Here is a 25,667-nt window from a genome sequence, read left to right as displayed (position 1 = left end):
GACCCCCGGGATCGAAATTTGCGGTGAATAGTTTCGGGACTTTTTCCCAAACCTTGCGAATCCTTTCCGGTTGAATCCGGCGCTTGCGAAGCGCGCAGAAGGTGCTAGCGATGGGACGGGGAGGACGGGCGATGACCGAGGATGCGCGGGCACGGCTGACGCAGGCGGGGCTGAACCTGATCGGGCAGGCGCTGTCGATCTTTGACAGCGATCTGCGGCTGGCGGTCTCGAACCGGCAATATCAGCTGATGTTCGACCTGCCCGAACATCTGACCGAACCGGGCACCAGCTTTGCCGACACCATTCGCTGGCTGGCCGAACGCGGCGATTACGGCGCCGTGGGCGACATCGGCGCCTGGGTGGCGGCGCGGGTCGAACAGGCGCGGGCCTTCACCCCGCATTACATGGAGCGCCAGCGCGCCAATGGCAGGACCATCGCGGTGGAGGGCGCCCCCCTGGCCGAGGGCGGCTGGATCACCGTCTATACCGACATCACCGAGACGAAGCGGCAGGAGGCCCTGCTGCATGCCCGCTCCGAGGAACTCTCCGAACAGGTCCTGACCCATGCCGAACAGCTTGCGGCGGCAAACCGGGAACTGGCGGCGACGAATGCCGCGCTTGAGGAGGCGCAGCGCGAATTGCGCCGCACCGCCGCGCGGATCCGGCAGGTCACCGAAATGATGCCCGCCCATATCGCCCATATGGGGTCGGATTTCGTCTATACGTTCTCGAACCGGCGCGTCACCTCGGTGATGCCGGGCTCGCTTGATGATCCGGTCGGCCATACCGCCGCCGAGGTTCTGGGCGAGGACACGTTCCGCCGCATCCTGCCCGGCTTCGAACGGGCCTTTGCCGGTGAGGCGAATGTGATCGAGATCACCCATGAACCCTCGGGGCGGCGCATCCGCATCGCGCTGACGCCCGATCGCGGGGCGGGCAACGGGGTGCAGGGCGTCTATATCCTGTCCACCGACGTGACCGAGGAGACTCAGGCCCGGGCGGCGCTGGCGCAGGCGTCCAAACGCGAACTGGCGGCGCAGATCACCTCGGGGATGGCGCATGATTTTGCCAATCTGCTGACGATCATCCTGGGCCTGCAGGGGCGGATGATGCGCATCGAGGGCCTGCCGCCCGAGGGCCGCGATGCCGTGCGGGCGACGCTTTCGGCGGCGCGGCGGGGGGGCACGCTGCTCGACCGGATCGCGGCGATTTCGGGCAAGCGCGAGTTGCGGCCGCAGGCGGTGAACCTGCCTGCGCTGATCGCCGATCTGGTGACGATGGCGGCGCCGACGCTGGGCCCCGCGGTGCTGGTCGATATCGATATCGACGGTCTGCAGGCGCCGATCGTCCTTGATCCCGGGCCGTTGCAGGACAGCCTGCTCAATCTGCTTTTGAACGCCCGCGACGCGATGGGGCCGAAGGGCGGGGCGATCCGGATTGCCGCGCATCCGGTGCAGGACACCTGGGTCGAGGTGCATGTCAGTGACACCGGCCCCGGCTTTTCCCCCGAGGCCCTGGCCCATGCGCTGGATCCGTTCTTCACGACGAAGGGCGGGCAGGGCTCGGGCCTTGGGCTGTCGATGGTCTATGATCAGACGAAACTTGCGGGCGGCACGGTGCGGATCGAGAATTGCGAGCCGGGCGCCTGCGTGAGCCTGCGCCTGCCGCTGCGTCTGGCGGAAACCGATGCGACGCCGATGCTGGTCCTGCTGGTCGAGGATGACCCCGATATCCGGCTTTCGGTGCGCGAGATGCTGCGCGGCCTTGGTCATTCGGTGCTGGAGGCGGGCTCGGTCGAGGAGGCCGAGGCGCTCTCGATCCTGCCGGAGATCGGCCTGATCCTCTCGGACATCCAGCTGGCGGGCGAGGGCACCGGGATCGACCTTGCGCATCATCTGTCGGGCCGGGTGCCGATGCTTTTGATGACCTCGCTGCCGCCGGGCAGTCGGCTGCGCGCCGCCGCGCCCTGCCCGGTGCTGCAAAAACCCTTCGTCGCGGCGGAACTGGCCGCGCTGATCGCCGGAGTGCGCCGATGACCCATTCGCAAGCCCCCCTTGTCGCCGTGCTGGATGACGAGCCCGAGATCCGCCGCATGCTGGTCGATGCGCTGGAAGAGGCCGGGTTCCGCACCAGCGCCTATGCCCGGGCGACGGAATTCGAGGCCGGGCTGAAGCGCTGCCAACCCGATGTCTGTCTGGTTGATCTGGGCCTGCCCGACCGTGACGGTCTGGCGCTGGTGCATCGGCTGGCACTCGAATCGGGGGCGGCGATCATCATCATCTCGGGCCGGGCGCAGGTGCAGGACCGGGTGACCGGCCTTGAACTGGGCGCCGATGACTACATCATCAAGCCCTTCGATCCGGCCGAGGTGGTGGCCCGCATCCGCGCCCGTCTGCGTCGTCCGCGCTCCGAAGCCGCACCGGCGGCGCAGGTCGCGGTCTTTGCGGGCTGGAAGGCGGCCTTCGACCGCTATGTGCTGATCGACGCGCATGGCGCCGAGACGCCCTTTTCCCATGCCGAGGGAGAGGTCTTGCGGCTTTTCCTCGAAAGCCCGAACCGGCTGATTTCGCGGGCGCAAATGCAGGAAAGCCTGGGTGGCGCGGCGGGCGAAAGCTTTGACCGGGCGATGGATGTGCGAATCTCGCGGCTGCGCACGAAGCTTTGCGAAGACCCGAAGAACCCGCGCCTGATCAAGACGATCTACGGCGCGGGCTACATCTTTCTGGGCGAGGTGCGCTGGACGTAAACGGGTCGCACTTTACGGCGGGGCTGCGCGGCATTACCTCTGGACCCGTGAATACGGAGCGCATCATGAAACCTGCCCTTACCCTTTTCCTTGCCGCCCCCCGTGGCTTTTGCGCGGGCGTCGACCGGGCCGTGAAGATCGTCGAGATGTCGCTCGAGAAATGGGGGGCGCCGGTCTATGTGCGCCACGAGATCGTCCACAACAAATTCGTGGTCGATACGCTGGCGGCGAAGGGGGCGGTTTTCGTCGAGGAGCTGGACGAATGTCCGGTCGACCGGCCGGTGATCTTTTCCGCGCATGGCGTGCCGAAGGCGGTCCCGGCCGAGGCCGAGCGGCGCAACATGATCTATGTCGATGCGACCTGCCCCTTGGTCTCCAAGGTGCATCTGGAAGCCGAACGCCACGCCGAGGAAGGCCTGCAGATCGTGATGATCGGCCACAAGGGCCACCCCGAGGTGATCGGCACGATGGGGCAGCTGCCCGAGGGCGAGGTGCTGCTGATCGAGACCGCCGCCGATGTGGCGACGCTTGAGGTGCGCGACCCGGAAAAGCTCGCCTGGATCACCCAGACGACGCTGTCGGTCGATGACACGGCCGAGGTGGTGGCGGCGCTGCAGGCGCGGTTCCCGTCGCTCGTCGGTCCGGGCAAGGATGACATCTGCTACGCTACGACGAACCGGCAGGCGGCAGTGAAGGCGCTGGCCGAGAAGATCGAGGCGCTTCTGGTCATCGGCGCGCCGAATTCGTCGAACTCGAAACGTCTGGTCGAGGTGGGGCGGAACGCCGGTTGCGCCGTCTCGCATCTGGTCGAACGCGCCTCGGAAATCCAATGGGAGGCGCTCGAGGGGCTGACGAAAGTGGGCCTGACCGCCGGGGCCTCGGCGCCGCAGGTTCTGGTCGACGAGGTGATCGAGGCCTTCCGCGACCGCTATGATCTGACGGTGGAGCTTGTCGAAACCGCGAAAGAGCGGATAGAGTTCAAGACCCCGCGGATCTTCCGCCACGACAATTGAGGTCCCATGTCCCCCGAGTTCCTGTTCACGGCTTTCATCGTCTGTCTGGTTCCGGGAATCGGGGTCGTCTACACGCTCTCCTCGACCTTGGGGCAGGGGTTTCGGGCGGGGCTCTGGGCCTCGCTCGGTTGCACCATCGCGACGCTGGTGCATCTGGCCGTGGCGCTGGGGGGGCTGGCGGCGGTGCTGCACACCTCGGCGCTGCTGTTTCAGACGATCAAATATGCGGGCGTGGCCTATCTGCTTTACATGGCCTGGGGCACGCTGAAGGGCACGGGCGGGCTGGCGCTGGAGGCTGCCGCGCCGCAATCGGTGGCGCAGCTGGTCTGGCGCGGGATCGTCTTGAACCTTCTGAACCCGAAGCTGCCCTTGTTCTTCGTGGCCTTCCTGCCGCAGTTCATGGCGGTGAATGACGGGCCTTTCGTGATGGCGGAACTGGGCGTGGTCTTTGCCGTTCTCACCTTCCTGACCTTCCTTGGCTATACCGCGCTGGCGGCCTCCGGTCGGCAGGCGATCCTGAGCCGCCCGGCGGTGATGGCCTGGATGCGCCGGGCCTTCGCGGCCTCCTTTGCGGCGCTGGGCGTCCGGCTGGCTTTCGAGCGCGCCTGATGTCGGATCTTTACGCATGGACGGACGGGGCCTGCAGCGGCAACCCGGGGCCCGGGGGCTGGGGCGTGCTGATGCGCGCGATGGCGGATGGCAAGATCCTGAAGCAAAAGGAGCTTTCCGGCGGCGAGGCCGATACGACCAACAACCGCATGGAGCTGATGGCGGCGATTTCGGCGCTTGAGGCGCTGACGCGGCCCTCGGCGCTGACGATCACCACCGACTCGGCCTATGTGAAGAACGGCATCGAAAGCTGGATGCATGGCTGGAAGCGCAACGGCTGGAAGACGGCGGACAAGAAGCCGGTGAAGAATGTCGATCTGTGGCAGCGGCTGGATGCGGCGCAGGCGCGGCACAAGGTGGTCTGGAAATGGATCAAGGGCCACGCCGGCCATGCGGAAAACGAACGCGCCGATGAATTGGCCCGGGCGGGCATGGCGCCTTACAAGCCCGCCAAGGGCTGAGTGAAACGGTGTTTCGGGCGGGGAAAAGCACCGCTTTTCCCCGCCCGTTGCGACCCCGTCTGCGGCAGGACCGCATCCCCAAGCACGGCAGAGGCCAGCGTCCCGCCCCGGCGGCGCGAAAGCGCCCGCCATGGGCGGGGCGGGCGCTGGCCGAGTGCCTTGGGGCCCTCGGCGGTCACGGGGAGAGGGTGCGCTTGACCTCGGCAATGGCCTCGGTCAAGGATAGCCGCTCATAAAAACCACGGCAGCACCAGCGGCGCCAGGAACGCCGTCAGCACCGCATTCAGCCCCATCCCGATCGAGGCGAAAGCCCCCGCCGTGTCATGCACCTGAAAGGCCCGCGCCGTGCCGATCCCATGCGCCGCCACCCCGGTCGCAAAGCCCCGCGCGCGCCAGTCCCGCAGCCCCAGCCCGTTCAGCATCGGCGTCACGAAAATCGCCCCGATCATGCCGGTCAGCAGCACCAGAACCGCGGTCAGCGTCGGCTGCCCGCCCAAGGCCTCGGAAATCCCGATCGCCACCGGCGCCGTCGCCGATTTCGGCGCCAGCGTCGCCAGAAGCCCGGCCTCGGCCCCGAACATCTTCGCAATCGCCAAAGCCGAGACGATGGCGGTGAAGGACCCGGCCAGCAGCGCCGCCGCAATCGGCACCACCGCCTTGCGGATCGCCTTCAGATTCGCCTGCAACGGCACCGCCAGACAGACCGTCGCCGGACCCAGCATGAAATGAACGAATTGCGCGCCCTCGAAATACTCCCGGTAGGGCGTGCCGGTGATGCCAAGCAGCACGGCCAGAAAAATCACCGCCAGCATCACCGGATTGGCGGCCGGATTGCGCCGGGCCAGCCGATACAGACTGTCCCCCGCCCAATAGGCAAACAGCGTCGCCGTCAGCCACAACAGCGGCTGCGAGGCGAGATAGGACCAGATCAGCGCCGCGTCATTCATCGGGCAGGCTTCCCATCAGTTTCGCGACAAGGGTGAAGGTCACCGCGCCGACGACGATGGCCAGCAGCGTCGAGGCGACCAGCGCCACCGCCAGCGCCGGACCCTGCGCGGCCAGCACCGGCAGATGCGCCACCACCCCCACGCCCGCAGGCACGAACAAAAGCGACAGATGCGACAGCAACCCCTGCGCCACCGGCCGGATCATCGCGCGCAGCCTTTCGCTGGCCGACAACGCCGCCACCATCCCCAGCATCCCCAGAACCGGCCCCGGCAGCGGCAAATGCCCCGCGCGCGAGATCACCTCGCCCGCCAGTTGGAACGCCAGAATGATCGCCAGAGCCGGAACCATCGGAGATTTCCTTGATATTGGTCAGAATTTAGAACCAGTTTAAGCCTGTCGTCCGGCCATGCAAGCGAAAACCCCGTGATTCTGTGGATAAGCTCGGGGGCTCGCCGGAAGGTGAGGGGGGTGGCGTTGACTTGGCCGGTGCCAAAACCCAAACTGGCGGACCCTCAATCTGGAATCGGTGCCCCTTGCGTTTCACCCGCCTGCGACTGAACGGCTTCAAGAGCTTTGTCGACCCGACCGATCTTGTGATCCACGACGGCCTGACCGGCGTCGTGGGGCCGAACGGCTGCGGCAAGTCGAACCTGCTGGAGGCCTTGCGCTGGGTGATGGGCGAAAACCGCCCCACCGCGATGCGCGGCGAGGGGATGGAGGATGTGATCTTTGCCGGTGCCGCCACCCGCGGCGCGCGGCATTTCGCGGAAGTCTCGCTCTCGATCGACAACAGCGAACGGCTGGCGCCTTCGGGGTTCAACGACAGCGATGTGCTGGAAATCGTGCGCCGGATCACCCGCGACGCGGGCTCTGCCTACAAGGTCAACACCAAGGATGTCCGCGCCCGCGACGTGCAGATGCTGTTTGCCGATGCCTCGACCGGGGCGCACAGCCCGGCGCTGGTGCGGCAGGGGCAAATCTCCGAACTGATCAATGCCAAGCCGAAAGCGCGCCGCCGGATTCTGGAAGAGGCGGCCGGGATTTCCGGGCTTTATCAGCGGCGCCACGAGGCGGAGCTGAAGCTGTCCGGGGCCGAGCAGAACCTGGCGCGCGTCGATGACGTGCTGGAACAGCTGGGCACGCAGCTTGCCTCGCTGTCGCGGCAGGTGCGGCAGGCGGTGCGCTATCGCGAGATCGGCAACGAGCTGCGCCGGGCCGAGGGGATGCTGCTGTATCGGCGCTGGCGCGAGGCCGATCTGGCCCGGGCCGAGGCGGAAAACGCGCTGCGTTCGGCGATGATGGGGGCGGCGCAGGCGGAACTGGCCTCGCGCGCGGCGGCCAAGGCGCGGGTGGCGCAGGAAGACGCCCTGCCGCCCCTGCGCGAGGAGGAGACGATTGCCGGGGCGATCCTGCAACGGCTGGTCTTGCAACGCGATGCGCTCTCGGACGCCGAGGCGCAGGCGGCGGCGCGGATCGACAGTCTGAAATCGCGCATCGCGCAGCTGGACCGCGACATGGAGCGCGAAGCCGGGCTGAACCGCGATGCGGGCGAAACCATTGCCCGGCTCGACTGGGAAATGGGCCAGCTGATCAAGGCCGCCGAGGGGCAGGAGGACAAGCTGGAAGCGGCCGCCGAAGCCTCGGCCGAGGCGGCGGCGGTTCTGGCCGAGCGCGAGGCGCTGCTGAGCGAAGGCACCGAGGATGTGGCGCGGCTGGCGGCGCGGCATGGCTCGGTGACGCGGCTGGTGTCGGACAACCGCGCGACCGTGGCCAAGGCCGAAGCCGAGGCGGCGCGGGCCTCGGATGCCGCCGAGACGGCGGCCGAGGCGCTGGAACGGGCCGAGGATGCGTTCGAGGCCGCCCAGAGCGCGCAGGAAGAGGCGCAGGATCAGGCCGAAGCGGCCGAGGAAGCGCTGCTTGCGGCGGATGAGGCGCGCGGGCAGGTGCAGGCGCGCGAAAGCACCGCCCGGGCCGTGCGCTCCGAGGCCGAGGGCGAGGCCGGGGCGCTGCGGGCCGAAGTGGCGGCCTTGGCGCGGCTTGTCGAACGCGAAGCGGCAAGCGGGCATCAGCTGCTCGATCGGGTGCGGGTGAAAAGCGGCTACGAGGCGGCGCTGGGCGCGGCTTTGGCCGATGATCTGCGCGCGCCCGAGGTGGAGGCGGGGGCCCGGTCCGGCTGGGGCGTGCTGCCCGATTACGACGCGGTGCAGCCCTTGCCCGCGGGCGTCGAGCCGCTGTCGGCCCATGTCGAGGTGCCCGCCGTGCTGCGCCGTCGCATCGCGCAGATCGGGCTTGTGGCCGATGCCGCCGAGGGGGCGCGGCTGCAACCGACGCTGTTGCCCGGGCAGCGGCTGGTGTCGCTTCAGGGCGATCTGTGGCGCTGGGACGGCTTTCGCGCCGGGGCCGAGGATGCGCCGACGGCGGCGGCCTTGCGCCTGCGCCAGCTCAACCGTCTGGTGGAGTTGAAACGCGATCTGGAAGAGGTCGCGGCCCGGGCCGAGGGGGCGCGGCAGGCGCATGAGGCGCTCAGCCGGACGCTCGCCGAGGCGACGGCGGCCGATGCCCGCGCCCGCGAGGCCCGCCGGGCGGCCGATACAAGGCTGGCCGAGGCCGGGCGGGCGCTCAGCCGTGCGGAAGCCGATCGCTCGATTTCCGCGGGCAAGCTGGAAGCGGCGCGGATGGCGGTGAAACGCTACGGCGACGAGGCCGGATCAGCGCGGCTCGCCCTGGCCGAGGCCGAGGCGCAGCTGGCGGCGCTGCCCGATCTGGATGCCGCCCGCGGCGAGGTCGAGGCGATCAAGCTGACGGTCGAAGCCGCGCGGGTGACGATGCTGACCCGCCGCGCCGCCCATGACGAGATCCGCCGCGAGGGCGAGGCCCGGTTGCGGCGGCGGCAGGAGATCACCAAGGAAATCTCCGGCTGGCGGCACCGGCTGGAGACGGCCGAGAAGCGGTCTGCCGAACTCGCGTCGCGGCGCGAAGATGCGGTGGGGGAACTCGAAGATGCCGCCGCCGCGCCCGAGGAACTGGCCGCGAAACGCGACGAGTTGAATTCCGCGATCGAGGCCGCCGAGGAGCGCCGGGCGACGGCCTCGGACCGGCTGGCCGGGGCGGAAGCGGCGCTGCGGCAGGCGCAGATGGCGGAACGCGATGCCGAACGCGCCGCCGGTGAGGCGCGCGAGGGCAAGGCCCGGGCCGAGGCGCGGCTGGATGCCGCCCGCGAAACCCAGGCCCATGCCGCCGAACGCATCGAGGAGGCCACCGATCTGACGCCGCAGGCTTTGTTCGACACGCTGGCGGCCGATCCCGAAAAGATGCCCGCTGCCGAAGCGCTGGAAATCGAGGTCGCGCGGCTCAAACGCGCCCGCGAGGCTTTGGGCGCCGTCAACCTGCGCGCCGAGGAAGACCTGCGCGAGGTGCAGGGCGAACATGACGGGCTGGCCAAGGAAAAGACCGATCTGGAAGAGGCGATCCGCAAGCTGCGTTCGGGGATTGCCGGGCTGAACCGCGAGGGGCGCGAGCGGTTGCTGACCGCCTTCGAACAGGTCAACGAAAGCTTCCGCACGCTCTTCACGCATCTGTTCGGCGGCGGCTCGGCCAGTCTGCAGCTTGTGGAAAGCGATGACCCGCTGGAGGCGGGCCTTGAAATCATGTGCCAGCCGCCGGGCAAGAAGCTCTCGACGCTCAGCCTGCTGTCGGGGGGTGAACAGACCCTGACCGCGATGGCGCTGATCTTTGCGGTCTTTCTGGCCAATCCGGCGCCGATCTGCGTGCTCGACGAGGTCGATGCGCCCTTGGATGATGCGAACGTCACCCGGTTCTGCGATCTTCTGGACGAGATGACGCGGCGCACCGACACCCGCTTCCTGATCATCACCCACCATGCGGTGACGATGAGCCGGATGGACCGGCTGTTCGGCGTGACGATGCAGGAACAGGGGGTCAGCCAGCTTGTGTCTGTCGATCTGAAAAAGGCCGAGCAGCTGGTGGCCTGACGGGGCTTGATGCGGAGGGGACAATCGGACAATCCTTGCCGAAAGGAGGCCCCGATGATCCGTCCGCTTCTTCCCGCTTTCATTGCCCTGCTGGCCGCGCTGCCCGCGCAGGCGCAGGTCATGGCCGACCCGGATGTGGTGGCCGCTTTCCTGCAGGATTACGGTCTGAAACCGCAGCCCGGCACCGATGATCAGGGCGATCCGATGCTGTCAAGCTCGGTCGATGACACGAAATTCGACGTCTATTTCTATGGCTGCACCAAGGCGCGGGACTGCAGCTCGGTCGCGTTTTCGGCGGCCTTCCTGACCCCGGAACCGCTGAAATATGCGGTTCTGAACAGCTGGAACCAGAAGGCCCGCTTTGGCCGCGCCTATGTGGATGGCGACGGCAATGCGGTGATCGAATATGATGTCAACCTCGACAAGGATGGGGTGGGGGGCAAGAATTTCACCGACACCATCGACATCTGGCGCAGCTTGCTGGATGACTTCCGCACGCATATCAACTGGTAAGAGGACTTCATGGCATCCGCAATCGAAGCGCGTCTGAGCGCGCTCAACATCACGCTTCCCGACGCCCCCGCGCCCGCCGCGAATTACGTGCCCTTTGTCCGCACCGGCAATCAGATCTTCGTTTCGGGGCAGGTCTCCTCGGGGCCGGACGGCTTCATCAAGGGCAAGCTGGGCGCCGACATGAGCGTGGAAGAGGGCGCCGCCGCCGCGCGTCGTTGCGGTCTGGCGCTGATCGCGCAGGCCCGCGCCGCGGTGGGCGATCTGGACAAGATCAAGCGGGTGGTGAAGCTGGTGGGCTTCGTCAATTCGACCGTCGATTTCACCGACCAGCCCAAGGTGGTGAACGGCTGTTCCGATCTGATGGTCGAGGTCTTCGGCGAGGCCGGTCGTCACGCGCGTTCCGCCGTCTCGGCGGCCTCGCTGCCCTTCGGCGTCGCGGTCGAGATCGAAGCGATCTTCGAGGTCGAATGATGCAGCCCCTGCCCGCGGCTTTCCTGACCCGTCCGATCGCGCATCGCGCGTTGCATGACCGTGCCGCCGGGCGGCCGGAAAACAGCCGCGCCGCGGTGCGGGCGGCGGTGGCTGCGGGCTACGGCATCGAGATCGACCTGCAGCCCTCGGCCGATGGGGTGCCGATGGTGTTTCACGATTACGACCTGCGCCGCCTGACCGGAGTTCCGGGCCGGCTGCGCGGGTTGAGTGCGGCGGAACTGGCCGAGATCCCGCTTTCGGGCGGGGACGAGGGTATTCCGACGTTGGCCGAGGTGCTGGAGATCGTCGCGGGCCGGGTGCCGCTGCTGATCGAGATCAAGGATCAGGATGGCGCGATGGGCCCCGATGTCGGCCCGCTCGAGGCCGCCACCGCGCAGGTTCTGGCGGGCTATGCCGGGCCGGTCGCGGTGATGTCCTTCAACCCGCATGCGGTGGCGGCCTTTCACCGGCACCTGCCCGGCGTGCCGGTGGGGCTGACGACCTCGGCCTATACCGCCGCCGACTGGCCGCTTTTGCCCGCCAAGGTGCGCGCGCATCTGGCGGGCATTCCCGATTACGAGCGGGTGGGGGCGTCCTTCATTTCGCACGAGGCGGCGGATCTGGGCTCGGCCCGGGTCGCGACGCTGAAGGCGCAGGGCGCGGCGATCCTGTGCTGGACGATCCGCACGCCAAAGGCCGAGGCCGAAGCGCGCAAGATCGCGCATAACATCACCTTCGAGGGCTATGAAGCTTGACCCTTTCCCCCTGCGCCCCACCTTTGGGGAAAGATGCGGGGGGAAGCTCTTGGACAGCGTCGAAGTCAACGTTCTGGCAGGGATTTCCTCGGTTCCGGCGGCGGAATGGGATGCCTGCGCCTGCCCCGAGGCCGCGGATGGCGGCCGCCCCCGCGATCCGTTCACCACGCATCGCTTCCTTGCGGCGCTCGAGGCTTCCGGCTCGGTCGGGCCGGGCACGGGCTGGACGCCGCATCATCTGCTGGCGCGGCATGCGGGGGCGGTGATCGCCGTCGCGCCCTTTTACCGAAAAAGCCATTCGCAGGGCGAATATGTCTTCGATCATGCCTGGGCCGAGGCCTGGCATCGCGCGGGCGGCAGCTATTATCCGAAATTGCAGGGCGCCGTGCCCTTCACCCCGGTCACCGGGCGGCGGCTTTTGTGCCGTCCGGGGCAGGAGGAGATCGGGCAGGCGGCGCTGTTGCAGGCGATGGCGGAACTGACGCGGCGGGGGGGCCATTCCTCGGCGCATCTGACCTTTTGCACCGAGGCCGAGGCCGGAGCGGCCAGCTCGGCAGGCTGGCTGCACCGCACCGGCGTGCAGTTTCATTGGGAAAATCGCGGCTATGGCGGATACGAGGATTTCCTGGCCACGCTCGCCTCGCGCAAGCGCAAGGCTTTGCGCAAGGAGCGCACGCGGGCGCAGGATTTTGGCGGCACGATCCGGGCCCTGACCGGCGCGGCGATCGAGGACCGCCACTGGGAGGCGATGTGGGCCTTTTATCTGGATACCGGGGCGCGGAAATGGGGCCGCCCCTATCTGACCCGCGCCTTCTTTGACGCGCTGCACGAGATGCGCGATGCGGTGCTTCTGGTCGTCGCGGAAAAGGACGGCCGCGCCGTGGCCGGGGCGCTCAATTTCATCGGGCGCGACACATTATATGGCCGCTACTGGGGCTGTCTTGAGGACTACGCCTTCCTGCATTTCGAGCTGTGTTACCATCAGGCGGTGGACTGGGCGATTGCGCAGGGCTTTGCCCGGGTCGAGGCGGGGGCGCAGGGCGAGCACAAGCTGGCGCGCGGCTACCTGCCGACGGTGACGCATTCGGTGCATCACATCCCGCATCCCGGCTTCCGCCGGGCCGTCGCCGACTATCTGGAACAGGAGCGCGCGGCGGTGGCCGAGGAAGCCGATGCGCTGGCGGAGCTTGGCCCCTATCGGGAAGAAGAGCGTATTTAATCCAAGAAAAAGCAGCGGGCTTTTCCTGGTCCAAATACGCAAATCCCCCGGGTTGCGAGGGCTGCGGCCGCGGAAAGGGGCGTATTTTTGCCAAGAAGAAGACCGGGGTTTCTTCTTGGTCCAAATACGCCCTGCGCCCCTCGGGTCAGAGCGCCGCGAGCAGGCCTTCGCCCGCCGAAAGTTCGCAGACGCCCGGGCTTTCCTCGCGGTTCAGCACTTTCACCACGCCATCTTCCACCAGCATCGCATAGCGGGCCGAGCGGTCGATCAGCCCGACCGGCGGCGCGGAAAACGCCATGCCGATCGCCTTGGTGAAGGCGGCCTCGGCATCGGCGAGCAGGGTGATCCCGGCGGCGGTGGCCCCCGTCGCCTCGCCCCAGGCGGCCATGACGAAGGGATCATTGACCGAGACGCAAAGGATCTCGTCCACGCCCTTGGCGCCGAATTGCGGTTTGGTGCGGATGAAGCTGGGCACATGGGCGGTGGTGCAGACGCCGGTATAGGCGCCCGGCACGGCGAAGATCACCACCTTGCGGCCCGCGGTCAGCGCCGCCAGATCGACCGCCTCGGGGCCATTGGCGCCGATCTTCAAAAGCGTTGCCGCGGGAAGTTTCTCCCCAACCGTCAGTGTCATTGCGTTCTCCCTTCGCTTGGCACGGGCTGTGCATCAGGGATATAGGGGCGGGAAGGGACATGACCAGAGGAAGAGCATGAGCGGCATCGTGATTGTGGGCGGCGGGCAGGCGGCGGCCTCTCTGGCGGCGAAGGCCCGGGCTTTGGGATACGACGGCGACGTGACCATTCTGGGCGAGGAGCCGGTGCCCCCCTATCAGCGCCCGCCGCTGTCCAAGGCCTATCTTCTGGGCGAGATGCCGCTGGAGCGGCTTACGCTGCGCGGCGATGACTGGTATGCGGCGAACCGGGTGACGCTGCGCGTGGGCACCCGGGTCACCGGCATCGACCGCGCCGCGAAAGCCGTGCTGATCGGCGACGAGCGGTTGCCTTACGATCATCTGGCGCTGTGCACCGGGGCGGTGCCGCGCCACCTTCCCGCCGAGATGGGGGCCGAGGGGCTTTCGGGCATCTACACCCTGCGCGATCTGGCCGACACCCAGGCGATGGCGGATGAATTCGTGCCCGGGCGCAATCTGGTCGTCGTGGGCGGCGGCTATATCGGGCTTGAAGCTGCGGCGGTGGCCTGCAAGCGGGGCCTGACCGCGAAGCTGGTGCATACCCGCGCCCGCATCCTGCGCCGCGTCGCGGGGGTGGAAACGGCGAATGCGATCCGCGAGATGCACCGGGCGCATGGGGTCGAGATTCTGGAAGACATCGGCATCACCCGGGTGCTGGGCGAGGGCCGGGTAAGCGGCGTCGAACTGGCCGATGGCCGCATCCTGCCCGCCGATTTCATCGTCGTCGGCATCGGGGTCGATCCGCGCACCGATCTGGCCGCAGCGGCGGGGCTTTTGATCGACGAGGGGATCGCGGTCGATGAATTTGGCCGCACCAGTGACCCCTCCATCTGGGCGGCGGGCGATTGTGCCGCGCTGCCGGGGCCCGAGGGGCGGATGCGGATCGAATCGGTCGGCAATGCGATCGACATGGGCGAGTTGGTGGCGGAAAACATGCTGGGCGCGGGCAAGGCCTATCAGCCGAAACCCTGGTTCTGGTCGGATCAGTTTGCCTCGAAGCTGCAGATCGCGGGTCTTTGCACCGGCCATGACCGGGTGGTGACCCGCACCGCGGAGGGACAATCGTTCTGGTATTTCCGCGAAGGTCGGCTGATTGCGGTCGATGCGCTGGATGCGCCGCGCGCCTACATGATCGGCAAGCGGCTGATCGAGGGGGGCAAGGCGGTGACGCCCGAACAGGTCGAAATGGCCAGCGATCTCAAGGCGCTGATGGCATGAGAATCATCGGCGGCGAAAAACGGGGCCTGAAACTGGCCGAGGTGGGCGAGGGCGACAGGGCCGCGCATCTGCGCCCGACCACCGACCGGGTGCGCGAGAGCATCTTCAACCTTCTGATCAACGGCACCCATGGCAATCCGATTCCGGGGGCGCGGGTGCTGGATCTGTTCGCGGGCACCGGGGCCTTGGGGCTGGAGGCCTTGTCCCGCGGCGCCGCCCGGGTGGCTTTTGTCGATGACGGCACGGCGGCGCGGGTGCTGCTTCGCAAGAATGTCGAGCTGATGCGGGCGATGGGCGTGACCGACATCTGGCGCCGCGATGCGACGGCCATGGGGCTCTGCCGCGGTGCCGGTTACGGGCTGGTCTTCCTCGACCCGCCCTATGGGCAGGGGCTGGGGGAGAAGGCGCTGGCCTCCTGTCTGGCCAACGGCTGGATCGCCCCCGGCGCGATGGTCGTGTGGGAGGAAAACACCGTGCCGGTCGTGCCGGAACCGCTCGGCCAGATCGACCAGCGCCGCTACGGCGACACCATCGTGACCTTGGCCCGGATGCCCGCATGAGCGTGAAAGCCGTTTTGTTCGACTGTGACGGCGTGCTGGTCGACAGCGAGCCGATGACCTTTCTGGCGCTGCAGGAAGATCTGGCGGCGCATGGGCTGGATCTGACGATCCCGCAGATGGAGGCGTTGTTTCTGGGCGGCACGCTGGAACGGGTGCAGCGGGTGGCGAACGACATGGGCGCGGGGCTGGGGCCCGGCTGGTGCGAGGCGTTTTACGCCCGGCTTTACGCGATGTTGCGCGACCGGGCAGAGCTGATGCCGGGCGTCGAATCGCTGCTTGACCGGCTGGATGCGGCGGGGATTGCCTATGCCGTCGGCTCGAACGGGCGGCGCGCGAAGATGCAGGCCAGCCTTGGCCGCCATCCGGCGCTTTGGGCGCGGCTGCAGGATCGGCTGTTTTCCGGCCAGGATCTGGGCTGCCCGAAACCGGCCCCGGATCTTTACCTGACGGCGGCGGCGTTTCTGGGCGTTGCCCCGGCTGATTGCGTGGTGGTCGAGGACAGCGGCCCCGGGGCGCAGGCGGCGCAAGCGGCCGGGATGCGCTGCCTTGGCTATGCGCCGCAGGGCGATTCCGCGGCGCTGCGGGCGGCCGGGGCCGAGATCTTCACCGATCTGGCCGCGCTGCCCGGATTGATCGGCCTTGCCTGAGGCTGATCCGGACCGCCAAAGAAAAAGACCGCCGGGTTTCCCCAGCGGCCTTTTGAACTGCTCGAAGGCGGCCTCAGCCCTGACGGGCCTTGAAGCGCTTTTGCGTCTTGTTGATCACGTAGACGCGGCCTTTACGGCGCACGATCTGGCAATCGCGATGACGCTGCTTGAGCGAGCGGAGCGAGTTGCGGACCTTCATCGGTCTTCTCCTGTTCGCGGCGACGTGCGCCTTGAAAACGAATGCCCCCGAAGGGGCGGTGAATGGTGGGCGGTACTGGGATCGAACCAGTGACCCCTACGATGTCAACGTAGTGCTCTACCGCTGAGCTAACCGCCCGGAAACTTTCGCCGTTTGCTGCCGCGTCCCCTTCCGTAGCAAGGAACCTGACTGCAACCGCGTCGGTCTGGGGGTCTATAAAAGGAGTCGTTCCGGCTTTCAAGGGCCTTTTGGCAGGAAAAGAATTCGGTGTAGTCTTTCTTTCGAAGGAGGGCCCATGGCCGAGGTTTCCGCATCGATCCAGCCCTATCGGCTGCACCTGCCCGAAACGCTGAGTTCCGGGGTCGTCTTCGCGTCGCCGCATTCGGGCCGCTTCTATCCGGCCGATTTCACCCGCCGCGCCCAGCTTGACCTTTTGCGGCTGCGATCTTCGGAAGATGCCTTTGTGGACAGGCTTCTGACGCGGGTGCCAAAGGCCGGGGCAACGCTGATCGAGGCGGTCTATCCGCGTGCTTTCGTCGATCTCAACCGGGCCGAGGACGAGCTGGATCCGGCGCTGATCGAGGGGGTGACCCGGGGCTCGGGCGGGGCAAGGGTGCTGACCGGGCTGGGGGTGATTCCGCGCGTCGTCGCCGGCGGGCGCGAGATTTTCCGCGGCAAGATCCCGCGCGCCGAGGCCGAAGACCGGCTGGCCCGAATCTGGCGCCCCTATCACGGCCAGCTTTCGGGGCTTCTGTGCGACCGCCATGCCCGATTCGGCCGGGCGCTGCTGTTCGACGTCCATTCGATGCCGAGCGAGGCCGCCAGCGGCGGTCCGGGGCCGGACATCGTGCTGGGCGACCGCTTCGGCGCCTCGGCCCGGGCCGAGACCAGTCTGGCCGTCGAACAGGCCTTTCGCCGCGCCGGGCTGCGGGTGGCGCGCAACAGCCCCTTTGCCGGGGCCTATGTGGCGCAGCGCTACGGCCGCCCCGCCGAGGGGGTCGAGGTGCTGCAGATCGAGATTGCCCGGGCGCTTTACATGGACGAGGAACGGATCGAACCCCTGCCCGGGTTCGACCGTTTCGCCCAGGCGATCGGGGCGGTCTTCGTCGAACTGGCCGATCTGATCCGCGGCGATGCCCGGATGGCGGCAGAGTGATCAGTCTTTGGTCAGGCCGCGGCCCAGCCGGATCGCCTCGGCGCCGAATTTCGCCCGGATCGCATCCGCCGCCCGTTCCGCCGCCGCTCGCGCCGTCGCCTGCGGATCGAGCAGATCGCCGATCGGATCGCGGCCGCCCGCCGGGGACAGGTCGGAATAGCCCGCGCCGATCAGCCGGAACGGCCCCGGCTCGGGCAGGGTCCGCAGCAGCGCCTCGGTCGCGCGAAACAGCGTGTCGGCCAGCTGCGAGGGTTCCTCGAGCCTGACCTGACGGCTGAGCGCGGAAAAATCCCGCCGCCGCAGCTTCAATGTCGCCGTGCGGCCCTCGAGCCCCTTCGCCTTCATCCGCGCGGCGGCCTTTTCGCACATCGTCCACAGGATGTCGGCCAGCCGGTCGCGGTCGGAAATGTCGCTGTCAAACGTGGTCTCGTGCGAGACCGACTTGATCTCGGCATCGGGGATGACGCGGCGGCGGTCGATCCCCTGCGCCAGTTCGTAAAGCCGCAGCCCGGTGGCGCCGAACCGGCTTTCGAGCGCATCCTGACCGGCGCGGCGGATCTCGGCGAGGCTGCGCAGCCCCGCGCGCGCCAGCGCCGCCCGCGTCGCCTCGCCCACGCCCCAGAGGATCGAGGCGGGCTTGTCGCGCAGGAAGGCCTCCGTCTCGGCCCGCCCGATCACCGAAAAGCCGCGCGGCTTGTCGAGATCCGAGGCGATCTTCGCCAGAAACTTGTTGTGCGAGAGCCCGACCGAAGCGGTGACGCCGATTTCGGTCTCGATCTCGCGGATCACCCGGGCCAGGCTGACGGCGGGGGCCGCATGATGCAGCCGGGCGGTGCCGGTCAGGTCCAGAAACGCCTCGTCCAGCGACAGCGGTTCGACGAGCGGCGTGAGCGCGGCGAATTTCGCCCGGATCAGGGCGGAGACCTCGGCATAGCGGTCCTTGCGCGGGCGCAGCACCACCGCCTCCGGGCAGAGCTTGCGGGCCTGAAACATCGGCATGGCCGAGCGGACCCCGGCGATGCGGGCGATGTAGCAGCAGGTGGTGACGACGCCGCGGGTGCCACCGCCGACGATCAGCGGCTTGTCGGCCAGGCTCGGGTCATCGAGCTTTTCGACCGAGGCATAGAAACTGTCGCAATCGACATGGGCGACGGAAAGGGTGAACAGCTCGGGATGACGCAGCAGACGCGGTCGCCCGCAGCGCGGACAGCGTGCGGGGGCGGTGTCGAAGGTGGCAAGGCAATCACGGCAAAGCGCGGGCATGGTGATCAATTCTAACGCAGGACCCGGCCGTGGGGGAGGGGGCGCTGCCCCTCTTTTGGCTGCGCCAAAATTCACCCCCGGGATATCTGAGGCAAGATAAAGGGCAATGCTTTTACCTTGCCCAAATATCCCGGGGGGAGCGAAGCGGGGGCAGAGCCCCCACTCCCGTATCAGTTCAGCACGCGCGGTTCGGTCTGGACGCGCTGGCTGGCCGAGACCTTGCCGCCGACCACCAGCCCGTCGGGACCGGCGGTCACCGGAAGCGTCTCGCCGTCCTTCACCGTCCCGGCCAGGATCAGCTCGGCCAGCGGGTCCTGCAGCGCGCGCTGGATCACCCGTTTCAGCGGCCGGGCGCCAAAGACCGGGTCGTAGCCCTCGTCGGCCAGCCATTTCAGCGCCGCTTCGTCCAGCGCCAGCGCGATCTTGCGCTGCGCCAGCCGCGCTTCCAGCCGCTTGAGCTGGACCGTCACGATCCCGTCCATGTTCTCGCGCGTCAGCCGGTCGAAGATCACCATCTCGTCCAGCCGGTTCAGGAATTCGGGGCGGAAATGCATCCGCACCGCCTCCATCACCTCGGCCTTGGCCTCGGAGCCGTCCGTGCCCTCGGGCAGGCGGCTGAGCGCCTGGCTTCCGAGGTTCGAAGTCAGCACGATCAGCGTCTGCTTGAAATCGACGGTGCGGCCCTGACCATCGGTCAGCATGCCGTCGTCGAGCACCTGCAACAGCACGTTGAAGACATCGGGATGCGCCTTTTCCACCTCGTCGAACAGAACCACCTGATAGGGGCGCCGCCGCACGGCTTCGGTCAGCACGCCGCCTTCGTCATAGCCGACATAGCCGGGCGGGGCGCCGATCAGCCGGGACACGGAGTGTTTCTCCATGAATTCCGACATGTCGATCCGCACCATCGCCGCGTCGTCGTCGAAGAGATAATTCGCGACCGCCTTCGTCAGTTCGGTCTTCCCCACCCCGGTCGGCCCGAGGAACAGGAACGAGCCGAGCGGCCGGTTCTCGTCATTCAGCCCGGCGCGGGCACGGCGCACGGCATTGGCCACCGCGGTGATCGCGGCATCCTGCCCGATCACCCGCTTGTGCAGTTCCTCCTCCATCTTCAAGAGCTTCTCGCGCTCGCCTTCGAGCATCTTCGAGGTCGGAATGCCGGTCCAGCGTTCCACCACCTCGGCGATCTGCTCGGGGCGGACGGCCTCTTCGACCATCTTGCCCTCGGCCACGGTCTCGGCCTCGGCCAGCACCCGTTCCAGCTCCGGGATGCGGCCATATTGCAGCTCGCCCGCCTTGGCGAAATTGCCCTCGCGCTTGGCCTGTTCCAGCGCCGCCCGGGCCTGATCGAGCTGCTCCTTGACCGACCGCGAGGCCTCCAGCATGTCCCGCTCGGCCTGCCATTTCGCCGTCATCTCGGCAGCGCGCTGCTGCACATCGGCCAGATCCTTCTCGAGTTTCTCGAGACGATCCTTCGAGGCGCTGTCATCCTCGCGTCTCAGCGCCTCGGCCTCGATCTGCATCTGCAGGATCTGGCGATCCAGCGCATCAAGTTCCTCGGGCTTGCTGTCGACTTCCATGCGCAGACGCGAGGCCGCCTCGTCGACCAGGTCGATCGCCTTGTCGGGCAGGAAGCGGTCGGTGATGTAGCGATGCGAGAGCGTCGCCGCCGCGACGAGCGCCGAATCGGAGATCCGCACCCCGTGGTGCAGCTCGTATTTCTCCTTGATGCCGCGCAGGATCGAGATCGTGTCCTCGACCGTCGGCTCATTCACCATCACCGGCTGGAACCGCCGCGCCAAGGCCGCGTCTTTCTCCACATATTTGCGGTATTCATCGAGCGTAGTGGCGCCGACGCAATGCAACTCGCCCCGCGCCAGCGCCGGTTTGATCAGGTTCGCCGCATCCATCGCGCCTTCGGATTTGCCCGCGCCGACCAGCGTGTGCATCTCGTCGATGAAGAGGATGATTTCCCCCGCCGCGGCCTCGATTTCCTTCAGGATCGCCTTCAGCCGTTCCTCGAATTCGCCGCGGTATTTCGCGCCCGCGATCAAGGCGCCCATGTCGAGCGCGAGGAGTTTCTTGTTGCGCAAGCTTTCGGGCACGTCGCCGTTGATGATGCGAAGCGCCAGCCCCTCGGCAATGGCGGTTTTGCCCACGCCGGGTTCCCCGATCAGCACCGGGTTGTTCTTGGTACGACGCGACAGCACCTGCATGGTGCGGCGGATTTCATCGTCGCGGCCGATGATCGGATCGATCTTGCCTTCCTCGGCGGCCGCGGTCAGGTCGCGGGCATATTTCTTCAGCGCATCATAGCCTTGCTCGGCATTGGCGCTGTCTGCGGTGCGGCCCTTGCGGATGTCGTTGATCGCGGTGTTCAGCTTTTGCGCCGTCACCGCGCCCGCATCGAGCGCATCCTTGGCGCGGGTGTTCACCATCGCCAAGGCCATCAGCATCCGCTCCACCGGAACGAAGCTGTCGCCCGCTTTCTTTGCCAGTTTCTCGGCCTCGTCCAGAACCCGCACCAGCGCCTGTTCGACATAGACCTGTCCGTCGCCGCCCGAGACTTTCGGCAGCTTCGAGACGAACAGATCGACACTTTCCTGCACCCGGGCGGGCTCGCCCCCGGCGCGCTTGATCAGATTGGCCGAAAGCCCCTGATCGTCATCCATCAGCGCCTTGAGCAGATGTTCGGGCACCACCCGCTGATGGCCCTCGCGCATCGCGATCGTCTGCGCCGCCTGCAGGAAGCCGCGCGACCGTTCCGTGAACTTCTCCATGTTCATCGGGTCTCTCCTTGGTAAAGCCCCCGAGATCCTGGCGCCCACCATGGCACGCCGCTCCCGGGTCTTGCTGCAAAGGTGGTTGGGCGATTTTCGCGGTTCAAGAGGAGGCGGCGGGTCGCGAAAAAAATTCCCGTGAGCCAGGGTTGGAAACCATTCGCCAAGACTTCACGTTCATGCTGAAGGCTCAACACGCGAGGTCATCCCATGCAGCATGTCGCCGTCCGCATCGCGCATCTGATCTACAACGCCGCGCTTCGTCAGTTCGAAGCGGTGGTGGAGTTCTTCGCCCCCGGCCTGCCGGCGCCCATGCGGGTTCCGGTGCGGGTGCAGGCCACGCCCGACATGGGGCACCGGCGGCTGGTCCGGGCCCTGACCCGCGAGGCGCGGCGGCGCGGCGGGATCGTCTGACCCAATTCGCTTGACCGCCTGCGGCATCAGGGGCAAAACCCCGGCGTTTGCACCGCAGGAGGGCTGCCATGACCGATCTTCTTCCCGCCGATGATCGCCTGATCGTCGCGATGGATGTTCCGAACGCCCTTGCGGGGCTGGAGCTGGCGAAACAACTGGGCGATTCGGTCAGTTTCTACAAGATCGGCCTTGGCATGCTGACCGGCGGCGGGCTGGCGCTCGCGAATGAGCTGAAGGGCGAGCAGGGCAAGAAGATCTTCCTCGACATGAAGCTGTTCGACATCGGGGCGACGGTCGAAGCGGCGGTGCGCGGTCTGTCCCGCTATGATCTGGATCTCCTGACCGTGCATGGCGACCCCCATGTGGTGACGGCGGCGAAACAGGGCGCTGCGGGCAAGGATCTGAAGATCCTGGCCGTCACCATCCTGACCTCGCTGGATCGCGCCGATCTGGATGCCGCCTTGATCCGCGACGGCGCCGTGGCCGATCTGGTCGTCGAACGCGCCGGGCGGGCCTTTCTGGCCGGGGCGGACGGGGTGATTGCCTCGCCCCGGGAAGCGGCGCTGATCCGCGCCCTGCCCGAGGCGGCGGGCAAGCTGATCGTCACCCCGGGCGTGCGGCCCGCGGGGGCGGCGCTGGGCGATCAGAAGCGGGTCGAAACCCCGGCTGCGGCGTTGCAGGCGGGCGCCGATCATCTGGTGGTCGGCCGTCCGATCTGGCAGGCCGCCGATCCGCAGGCCGCCGCGCAGGCGATCTTGCGCGAGATCGCCGGGATCTGATCTCGCAGGCGCAAACGAAAACGGCGGCTCCGACCGGGCCGCCGTTTTCGTGCATGATGTGACATCCGTCACTGGTGGGTGGAAGCCTCCGCCGCCCCGGCCCCGTGTCCAAGACCCATCGGCTGGGCAAAGGAGAGCCAGGCCACAAGGCCGACCAGACAAACGGTTACGCTAACAAGGAAGTACTTGAAGCTTTTCGCTTCTTTCGGGAAATCATCATACATGTCATCTCTCCTGATTTGCCACCTGCGTCTCTACGCCGCAGCAACCGAGTCGTCCATAACTTAGATCAATTCCACTTCCTGAATGTGACAATTTTTCAGTTTTCGTTGATGTCCCGATCCCAGATCCGCGTTTGCCCCGCCCGGACCCCGGCCAGCTTGCGCGCGATCAGCCAGACCGCGATCGCCGCGACGGTCATCACCAGAATCAGCGCGGGCAGGCTGCCGCCCAGAAGCCCAAGCCAAAGAAGACCCGCCACCAAAAGCGCCCCGGCGGCGAAGCCAAGCAGGAAAAAGCCCGGCAGCAGCATTTCGGCGCCGCCCATCACCGCCGCCGCCACCACCCAGACCCAGGGTTCTTGCCACCACATGATCACTTCTTCCACATCTTGAAGGCTTCGCCAAAGGCCTCGATCGCCGAGGTCGGCAGCAGCACCGTCTGCTTGCCCGCGCCCGTCGCGACCTTGGCCAGCGCCTCGACCTGTTTCAACGCCACCTGATATTGCGCCGCTTCAAGGCCGTTCTTCGCGATCGCCTCGGCGATCACCGAGGTGGCGAAAGCCTCGGCCTCGGCGGTGACGCGGATCGCCTTGGCGGCCTGTTCGGCGGCGTAAAGATCGGCATCCGCCGCCAGCTCCACCGCCCGTTTGCGGCCCTCGGCCTCCATCACCTGCGCGCGCCGCGCCCGCTCGGCGTTGAGCTGCTGCAACATCGCGGCCCGGGTCGCCTCGTCCAGATTCACGTCCAGAATCTCGGTCCGGGTCACCTCGATCCCCCAGTCATCGACGACATTCGAGACATTGTCGCGGATATGGGTGATCAGCTGCGAGCGGTTCGACTGCACCGTATCAAGCTCCATCTGCCCGATCTGCGAGCGCACGATCCCGGCAACCGTGGTGGCGATGGCGGCGTCGATGTCGCGGATCCGGTAGACGGTCTTTTCCGGCTCGATGACGCGATAAAAGACCGAGGTATCGACCTGCACCAGCACGTTGTCGGCGGTGATCGCATCCTGCCGCGTCGTGGGCAGCTGCCGTTCCAGCACCGAGACCTTGTGCGCGACGCGGTCAAGGAAGGGGACGATGAAGTTGATGCCGGGGCCCAGCACGGCGCGCAACCGGCCGAACCGCTCGACCACGTGTTTTTCGGATTGCGGCACGATCCGCACGCCCAGGAAAATCGACAGGATCAGGAAAAAGGCGACGGCCAGCATGATCGCATTGCCGCCGATGAAATCGGAAGGAGTGATCGGGTCCAAGGGAGCCTCCGGTTTGAAACTGGCTCCAATATGGGGGGCCGACGCCGGGCTGGGAAGGGGTCAGGGCTCGGGGACGAGTTTCAGGCCGACCAGGATGGCGACGACGACGACGGCCCAACCGCCCGGGCGGCTCATCAGCCAGATCCCGATCGCCGCAAGCGCCCAGATCAGCCGCAAGGACGCGGTGCCGGCAAAGCCGAGGAAGGGGCCCCACATCTAGCGGCGGCCCCAGGTCTGCCAGGCCCAGATCAGCACCATGGCGCCCAGAACGGCGCCGACGAAACCCGCCATCAGCCCCATGATCGAGATCAGGAACCGCAGCACGAAGCCGCCGATCAGCGCGCCGAAGATGCCAAGGGCGATGGTCGTCGGAATGTCGGTGTTCACTTTCATCAGCCGCGTCGCCAGATAGCCTGCGGCGGTGCCGATGATCAGAAAGGTGATGATGGGCATGGGGGCCTCCCGTTCATGCCCGCGCAATATGGGCGCGGGCAGGGCGGTTGGAAAGGCCCCCCGTCAGGCATGCGGTCGCGGTCATTGCAGATCGGCGAAGGCCTGTTTCAACCGGGTGGCCGCCTCGATCACCCGCGCCCGCGGCGTGGCGAGGTTGAAGCGCAGGAAGCCGTTGCCGCCAAGGCCGAAGGTGGCGCCGTGATTGGCGGCGATCTTCGCGGTCTTTTCCACCCGCGCGATGAATTCGGCCGTGTCCATGCCGGTGCCGGAGAAATCGACCCAGGCCAGATAGGTGGCCTGAAGCGGCATCGACCTGACGCCCGGGATCGTGTTCACGATCGCGTCGAAGGCGTGGCGGTTGCCGTCCAGATAGGTGTTCAGCGCATCGACCCAGGCGGCGCCCTCGGGGGAATAGGCGGCGGTGGCCATGGCGATGCCGAAGCTGTTCGCCGAGATCCCGAGCGCCGCCATGGTGGCCGCAAACCGCGCCCGCAGCGCCGGATCGGCGATGATCACATTGCCGGAATGGCCGCCCGCGATGTTGAAGGTCTTGGTCGTCGCCGTCATCATCACCACCGGCTGATCGGGCGCGGCCACCGCCATCGGGATGTGGCGGTGCCCGGGCATCACCAGATCATGGTGGATCTCGTCCGAGACAAGGATCAGGTTGTGGCGCCGCGCGAAGTCGGCCGTTGCCTTCAGCTCGGCCTCGGTCCAGACGCGCCCGCCCGGATTGTGCGGCGAACACAGGATCAGCATCTTCGCCGTCCCGTCCATCTTCGCCTCCCAGGCGTCGAAATCCATTTCATAGCGGCCGTCGATTTGCACCAGCGGGCATTCGACCACCCTGCGCCCCGAAGCGCGGATGACCCGGGCAAAAGCGTGATAGACCGGCGTCATCAAAACGACGCCATCGCCCGGCTGGGTGAAGGCCTGCAGGCACAGCGCCGTGCCGTTCACCAGCCCATGCGTGGTGAAGATCCATTCGGGCTGGATCTTCCAGCCTTGCCGGTTCGCCATCCACCATTGAATCGCGGCCTGATAGGCGCGCTCGTCGCCCCAGTAGCCATAAACACCCTGATGCAGCAGCGTCTGCAGCGCGTCCTGCACCGCCTGCGGCGGGCGAAAGTCCATGTCCGCCACCCACATCGCGATTCCCTCCTGCGGGGAAACGCCATAAAGGCTCTCCATGCAGTCCCATTTCACCGAATGGGTGCCGATGCGGTCGATGACTTCGTCGAAGTCGGGAAGGGCGGTCATGGCAGGCTCCTGAGCGTATGGCAGGTTTGGGGCATCGTTC

General features: G+C 67.2%; 28 protein-coding genes and 1 tRNA gene. 16 read left to right on the top strand and 13 right to left on the bottom strand.

Features of this window, described 5'->3' with window-relative positions; genetic code table 11:
* The first annotated feature begins 131 nt into the window (after positions 1–131).
* From RCAP_RS16945 to rnhA, 5 genes are all read left to right on the top strand, one after another.
* The gene (locus RCAP_RS16945) at positions 132–2,036 is read left to right on the top strand and encodes a PAS-domain containing protein (RefSeq protein WP_013069121.1); all 1,905 of its coding nucleotides are present in this window, start codon (positions 132–134) and stop codon (positions 2,034–2,036) included.
* Positions 2,033–2,746: a response regulator transcription factor gene (locus RCAP_RS16940; RefSeq protein WP_013069120.1), complete on the top strand. Its 714-nt coding sequence runs from the start codon at positions 2,033–2,035 to the stop codon at positions 2,744–2,746. Before RCAP_RS16945 ends, RCAP_RS16940 begins: the two co-directional genes overlap by 4 nt.
* A 62-nt stretch (positions 2,747–2,808) precedes the next feature.
* Complete coding sequence (gene ispH / locus RCAP_RS16935) at positions 2,809–3,759, top strand: 4-hydroxy-3-methylbut-2-enyl diphosphate reductase (protein ID WP_080514704.1); 951 nt, start codon at positions 2,809–2,811, stop codon at positions 3,757–3,759.
* Between the two features lie 6 nt (positions 3,760–3,765).
* Positions 3,766–4,368, top strand: coding sequence for a LysE family translocator (locus tag RCAP_RS16930; protein ID WP_013069118.1), 603 nt, complete (start codon positions 3,766–3,768; stop codon positions 4,366–4,368).
* Positions 4,368–4,829, top strand: coding sequence for a ribonuclease HI (rnhA, locus tag RCAP_RS16925; protein ID WP_013069117.1), 462 nt, complete (start codon positions 4,368–4,370; stop codon positions 4,827–4,829). Before RCAP_RS16930 ends, rnhA begins: the two co-directional genes overlap by 1 nt.
* A gap of 230 nt (positions 4,830–5,059) precedes the next feature.
* On the opposite strand, the gene RCAP_RS16920 is transcribed toward rnhA, so the two are convergent.
* On the bottom strand, positions 5,060–5,776 hold the full coding sequence (locus RCAP_RS16920; protein WP_013069116.1) for an LrgB family protein: 717 nt from the start codon (positions 5,774–5,776) through the stop codon (positions 5,060–5,062).
* Complete coding sequence (locus tag RCAP_RS16915) at positions 5,769–6,125, bottom strand: CidA/LrgA family protein (RefSeq protein WP_013069115.1); 357 nt, start codon at positions 6,123–6,125, stop codon at positions 5,769–5,771. The genes RCAP_RS16920 and RCAP_RS16915 overlap by 8 nt, the downstream gene beginning before the upstream one ends.
* A gap of 185 nt (positions 6,126–6,310) precedes the next feature.
* On the opposite strand from RCAP_RS16915, the gene smc reads away from it, so the two are divergent.
* Genes smc through RCAP_RS16890 form a run of 5 tightly spaced genes read left to right on the top strand, consistent with a single transcriptional unit; the run spans position 6,311 to position 12,727 of the window.
* Complete coding sequence (smc, locus tag RCAP_RS16910; RefSeq protein WP_013069114.1) at positions 6,311–9,769, top strand: chromosome segregation protein SMC; 3,459 nt, start codon at positions 6,311–6,313, stop codon at positions 9,767–9,769.
* Between the two features lie 54 nt (positions 9,770–9,823).
* Positions 9,824–10,282: a YbjN domain-containing protein gene (locus tag RCAP_RS16905; RefSeq protein WP_013069113.1), complete on the top strand. Its 459-nt coding sequence runs from the start codon at positions 9,824–9,826 to the stop codon at positions 10,280–10,282.
* Positions 10,283–10,291: 9 nt separating this feature from the next.
* Positions 10,292–10,753 (top strand): RidA family protein, encoded by a 462-nt coding sequence (locus RCAP_RS16900; protein ID WP_013069112.1) that lies wholly within the window; start codon positions 10,292–10,294, stop codon positions 10,751–10,753.
* A complete protein-coding gene (locus tag RCAP_RS16895; protein WP_023910740.1) occupies positions 10,750–11,508 on the top strand; it encodes a glycerophosphodiester phosphodiesterase family protein in 759 nt (252 codons plus the stop codon). Before RCAP_RS16900 ends, RCAP_RS16895 begins: the two co-directional genes overlap by 4 nt.
* A 49-nt stretch (positions 11,509–11,557) precedes the next feature.
* Entirely contained in the window at positions 11,558–12,727 is a 1,170-nt protein-coding gene (locus RCAP_RS16890; protein WP_013069110.1) for a GNAT family N-acetyltransferase, read from the top strand.
* Positions 12,728–12,872: 145 nt separating this feature from the next.
* Here the strand turns inward: RCAP_RS16890 and RCAP_RS16885 are convergent, their stop codons facing one another.
* On the bottom strand, positions 12,873–13,361 hold the full coding sequence (locus RCAP_RS16885; protein WP_013069109.1) for a peroxiredoxin: 489 nt from the start codon (positions 13,359–13,361) through the stop codon (positions 12,873–12,875).
* Positions 13,362–13,437: 76 nt separating this feature from the next.
* On the opposite strand from RCAP_RS16885, the gene RCAP_RS16880 reads away from it, so the two are divergent.
* From RCAP_RS16880 to RCAP_RS16870, 3 genes are read left to right on the top strand one after another with little or no spacing between them, the layout of a single operon-like run.
* Positions 13,438–14,637: an NAD(P)/FAD-dependent oxidoreductase gene (locus RCAP_RS16880; RefSeq protein ID WP_013069108.1), complete on the top strand. Its 1,200-nt coding sequence runs from the start codon at positions 13,438–13,440 to the stop codon at positions 14,635–14,637.
* On the top strand, positions 14,634–15,197 hold the full coding sequence (gene rsmD / locus RCAP_RS16875) for a 16S rRNA (guanine(966)-N(2))-methyltransferase RsmD (protein ID WP_013069107.1): 564 nt from the start codon (positions 14,634–14,636) through the stop codon (positions 15,195–15,197). The genes RCAP_RS16880 and rsmD overlap by 4 nt, the downstream gene beginning before the upstream one ends.
* Positions 15,194–15,844 carry an HAD family hydrolase gene (locus RCAP_RS16870; protein ID WP_013069106.1) on the top strand — a complete coding sequence of 217 codons (651 nt, stop codon included), beginning with the start codon at positions 15,194–15,196 and terminating at the stop codon, positions 15,842–15,844. The genes rsmD and RCAP_RS16870 overlap by 4 nt, the downstream gene beginning before the upstream one ends.
* Positions 15,845–15,917: 73 nt before the next feature.
* Here RCAP_RS16870 and ykgO read toward each other — a convergent pair whose 3' ends face one another.
* Both ykgO and RCAP_RS16860 read right to left on the bottom strand, forming a co-directional pair.
* A complete protein-coding gene (gene ykgO / locus RCAP_RS16865; protein ID WP_013069105.1) occupies positions 15,918–16,043 on the bottom strand; it encodes a type B 50S ribosomal protein L36 in 126 nt (41 codons plus the stop codon).
* Between the two features lie 63 nt (positions 16,044–16,106).
* Positions 16,107–16,181, bottom strand: a tRNA-Val gene (locus RCAP_RS16860).
* Between the two features lie 157 nt (positions 16,182–16,338).
* Between RCAP_RS16860 and RCAP_RS16855 the strand changes: the two genes are divergently transcribed.
* A complete protein-coding gene (locus RCAP_RS16855; protein ID WP_013069104.1) occupies positions 16,339–17,199 on the top strand; it encodes an N-formylglutamate amidohydrolase in 861 nt (286 codons plus the stop codon).
* Here RCAP_RS16855 and RCAP_RS16850 read toward each other — a convergent pair whose 3' ends face one another.
* Entirely contained in the window at positions 17,200–18,462 is a 1,263-nt protein-coding gene (locus RCAP_RS16850; protein ID WP_013069103.1) for a DNA polymerase IV, read from the bottom strand. It lies immediately after the preceding gene.
* A gap of 170 nt (positions 18,463–18,632) precedes the next feature.
* Positions 18,633–21,248 (bottom strand): ATP-dependent chaperone ClpB, encoded by a 2,616-nt coding sequence (gene clpB, locus RCAP_RS16845; protein WP_013069102.1) that lies wholly within the window; start codon positions 21,246–21,248, stop codon positions 18,633–18,635.
* A gap of 204 nt (positions 21,249–21,452) precedes the next feature.
* Here clpB and RCAP_RS16840 point away from each other — a divergent pair, with 204 nt between their 5' ends.
* Positions 21,453–21,656 (top strand): hypothetical protein, encoded by a 204-nt coding sequence (locus RCAP_RS16840; protein ID WP_013069101.1) that lies wholly within the window; start codon positions 21,453–21,455, stop codon positions 21,654–21,656.
* A 68-nt stretch (positions 21,657–21,724) separates the two neighbouring features.
* On the top strand, positions 21,725–22,435 hold the full coding sequence (gene pyrF, locus RCAP_RS16835; RefSeq protein ID WP_013069100.1) for an orotidine-5'-phosphate decarboxylase: 711 nt from the start codon (positions 21,725–21,727) through the stop codon (positions 22,433–22,435).
* Between the two features lie 68 nt (positions 22,436–22,503).
* On the opposite strand, the gene RCAP_RS19725 is transcribed toward pyrF, so the two are convergent.
* From RCAP_RS19725 to RCAP_RS16815, 6 genes are all read right to left on the bottom strand, one after another.
* Positions 22,504–22,659 (bottom strand): hypothetical protein, encoded by a 156-nt coding sequence (locus tag RCAP_RS19725; protein WP_013069099.1) that lies wholly within the window; start codon positions 22,657–22,659, stop codon positions 22,504–22,506.
* Between the two features lie 95 nt (positions 22,660–22,754).
* Positions 22,755–23,027, bottom strand: coding sequence for an NfeD family protein (locus tag RCAP_RS16830; protein ID WP_013069098.1), 273 nt, complete (start codon positions 23,025–23,027; stop codon positions 22,755–22,757).
* Positions 23,028–23,029: 2 nt separating this feature from the next.
* Positions 23,030–23,905 (bottom strand): SPFH domain-containing protein, encoded by an 876-nt coding sequence (locus tag RCAP_RS16825; RefSeq protein ID WP_031320700.1) that lies wholly within the window; start codon positions 23,903–23,905, stop codon positions 23,030–23,032.
* 69 nt (positions 23,906–23,974) lie between these two features.
* Positions 23,975–24,130: a hypothetical protein gene (locus RCAP_RS19720; protein WP_013069096.1), complete on the bottom strand. Its 156-nt coding sequence runs from the start codon at positions 24,128–24,130 to the stop codon at positions 23,975–23,977.
* Positions 24,131–24,367 (bottom strand): GlsB/YeaQ/YmgE family stress response membrane protein, encoded by a 237-nt coding sequence (locus RCAP_RS16820; protein WP_013069095.1) that lies wholly within the window; start codon positions 24,365–24,367, stop codon positions 24,131–24,133. It lies immediately after the preceding gene.
* Between the two features lie 81 nt (positions 24,368–24,448).
* Complete coding sequence (locus RCAP_RS16815) at positions 24,449–25,627, bottom strand: MalY/PatB family protein (protein ID WP_013069094.1); 1,179 nt, start codon at positions 25,625–25,627, stop codon at positions 24,449–24,451.
* Positions 25,628–25,667: the final 40 nt, after the last annotated feature.

It is taken from the genome of Rhodobacter capsulatus SB 1003 (assembly GCF_000021865.1).
GTDB lineage: Bacteria > Pseudomonadota > Alphaproteobacteria > Rhodobacterales > Rhodobacteraceae > Rhodobacter > Rhodobacter capsulatus_B.
Note: the sequence above shows the minus strand (reverse complement) of the source record. Positions and strands in the feature narration are given on the sequence as shown.

Excerpts from the sequence above, each read along its gene's own strand:
- RCAP_RS16945 (WP_013069121.1), top strand. The coding sequence starts at position 132 with ATGACCGAGGATGCGCGGGCACGGCTGACGCAGGCGGGGCTGAACCTG.
- RCAP_RS16940 (WP_013069120.1), top strand. The coding sequence starts at position 2,033 with ATGACCCATTCGCAAGCCCCCCTTGTCGCCGTGCTGGATGACGAGCCC.
- RCAP_RS16930 (WP_013069118.1), top strand. The coding sequence starts at position 3,766 with ATGTCCCCCGAGTTCCTGTTCACGGCTTTCATCGTCTGTCTGGTTCCG.
- rnhA (WP_013069117.1), top strand. The coding sequence starts at position 4,368 with ATGTCGGATCTTTACGCATGGACGGACGGGGCCTGCAGCGGCAACCCG.
- RCAP_RS16920 (WP_013069116.1), bottom strand. The coding sequence starts at position 5,776 with ATGAATGACGCGGCGCTGATCTGGTCCTATCTCGCCTCGCAGCCGCTG.
- RCAP_RS16915 (WP_013069115.1), bottom strand. The coding sequence starts at position 6,125 with ATGGTTCCGGCTCTGGCGATCATTCTGGCGTTCCAACTGGCGGGCGAG.
- RCAP_RS16905 (WP_013069113.1), top strand. The coding sequence starts at position 9,824 with ATGATCCGTCCGCTTCTTCCCGCTTTCATTGCCCTGCTGGCCGCGCTG.
- RCAP_RS16900 (WP_013069112.1), top strand. The coding sequence starts at position 10,292 with ATGGCATCCGCAATCGAAGCGCGTCTGAGCGCGCTCAACATCACGCTT.
- RCAP_RS16895 (WP_023910740.1), top strand. The coding sequence starts at position 10,750 with ATGATGCAGCCCCTGCCCGCGGCTTTCCTGACCCGTCCGATCGCGCAT.
- RCAP_RS16885 (WP_013069109.1), bottom strand. The coding sequence starts at position 13,361 with ATGACACTGACGGTTGGGGAGAAACTTCCCGCGGCAACGCTTTTGAAG.
- RCAP_RS16880 (WP_013069108.1), top strand. The coding sequence starts at position 13,438 with ATGAGCGGCATCGTGATTGTGGGCGGCGGGCAGGCGGCGGCCTCTCTG.
- rsmD (WP_013069107.1), top strand. The coding sequence starts at position 14,634 with ATGAGAATCATCGGCGGCGAAAAACGGGGCCTGAAACTGGCCGAGGTG.
- RCAP_RS16870 (WP_013069106.1), top strand. The coding sequence starts at position 15,194 with ATGAGCGTGAAAGCCGTTTTGTTCGACTGTGACGGCGTGCTGGTCGAC.
- ykgO (WP_013069105.1), bottom strand. The coding sequence starts at position 16,043 with ATGAAGGTCCGCAACTCGCTCCGCTCGCTCAAGCAGCGTCATCGCGAT.
- RCAP_RS16855 (WP_013069104.1), top strand. The coding sequence starts at position 16,339 with ATGGCCGAGGTTTCCGCATCGATCCAGCCCTATCGGCTGCACCTGCCC.
- RCAP_RS16850 (WP_013069103.1), bottom strand. The coding sequence starts at position 18,462 with ATGCCCGCGCTTTGCCGTGATTGCCTTGCCACCTTCGACACCGCCCCC.
- clpB (WP_013069102.1), bottom strand. The coding sequence starts at position 21,248 with ATGAACATGGAGAAGTTCACGGAACGGTCGCGCGGCTTCCTGCAGGCG.
- RCAP_RS16840 (WP_013069101.1), top strand. The coding sequence starts at position 21,453 with ATGCAGCATGTCGCCGTCCGCATCGCGCATCTGATCTACAACGCCGCG.
- pyrF (WP_013069100.1), top strand. The coding sequence starts at position 21,725 with ATGACCGATCTTCTTCCCGCCGATGATCGCCTGATCGTCGCGATGGAT.
- RCAP_RS19725 (WP_013069099.1), bottom strand. The coding sequence starts at position 22,659 with ATGTATGATGATTTCCCGAAAGAAGCGAAAAGCTTCAAGTACTTCCTT.
- RCAP_RS16830 (WP_013069098.1), bottom strand. The coding sequence starts at position 23,027 with ATGTGGTGGCAAGAACCCTGGGTCTGGGTGGTGGCGGCGGCGGTGATG.
- RCAP_RS19720 (WP_013069096.1), bottom strand. The coding sequence starts at position 24,130 with ATGTGGGGCCCCTTCCTCGGCTTTGCCGGCACCGCGTCCTTGCGGCTG.
- RCAP_RS16820 (WP_013069095.1), bottom strand. The coding sequence starts at position 24,367 with ATGCCCATCATCACCTTTCTGATCATCGGCACCGCCGCAGGCTATCTG.
- RCAP_RS16815 (WP_013069094.1), bottom strand. The coding sequence starts at position 25,627 with ATGACCGCCCTTCCCGACTTCGACGAAGTCATCGACCGCATCGGCACC.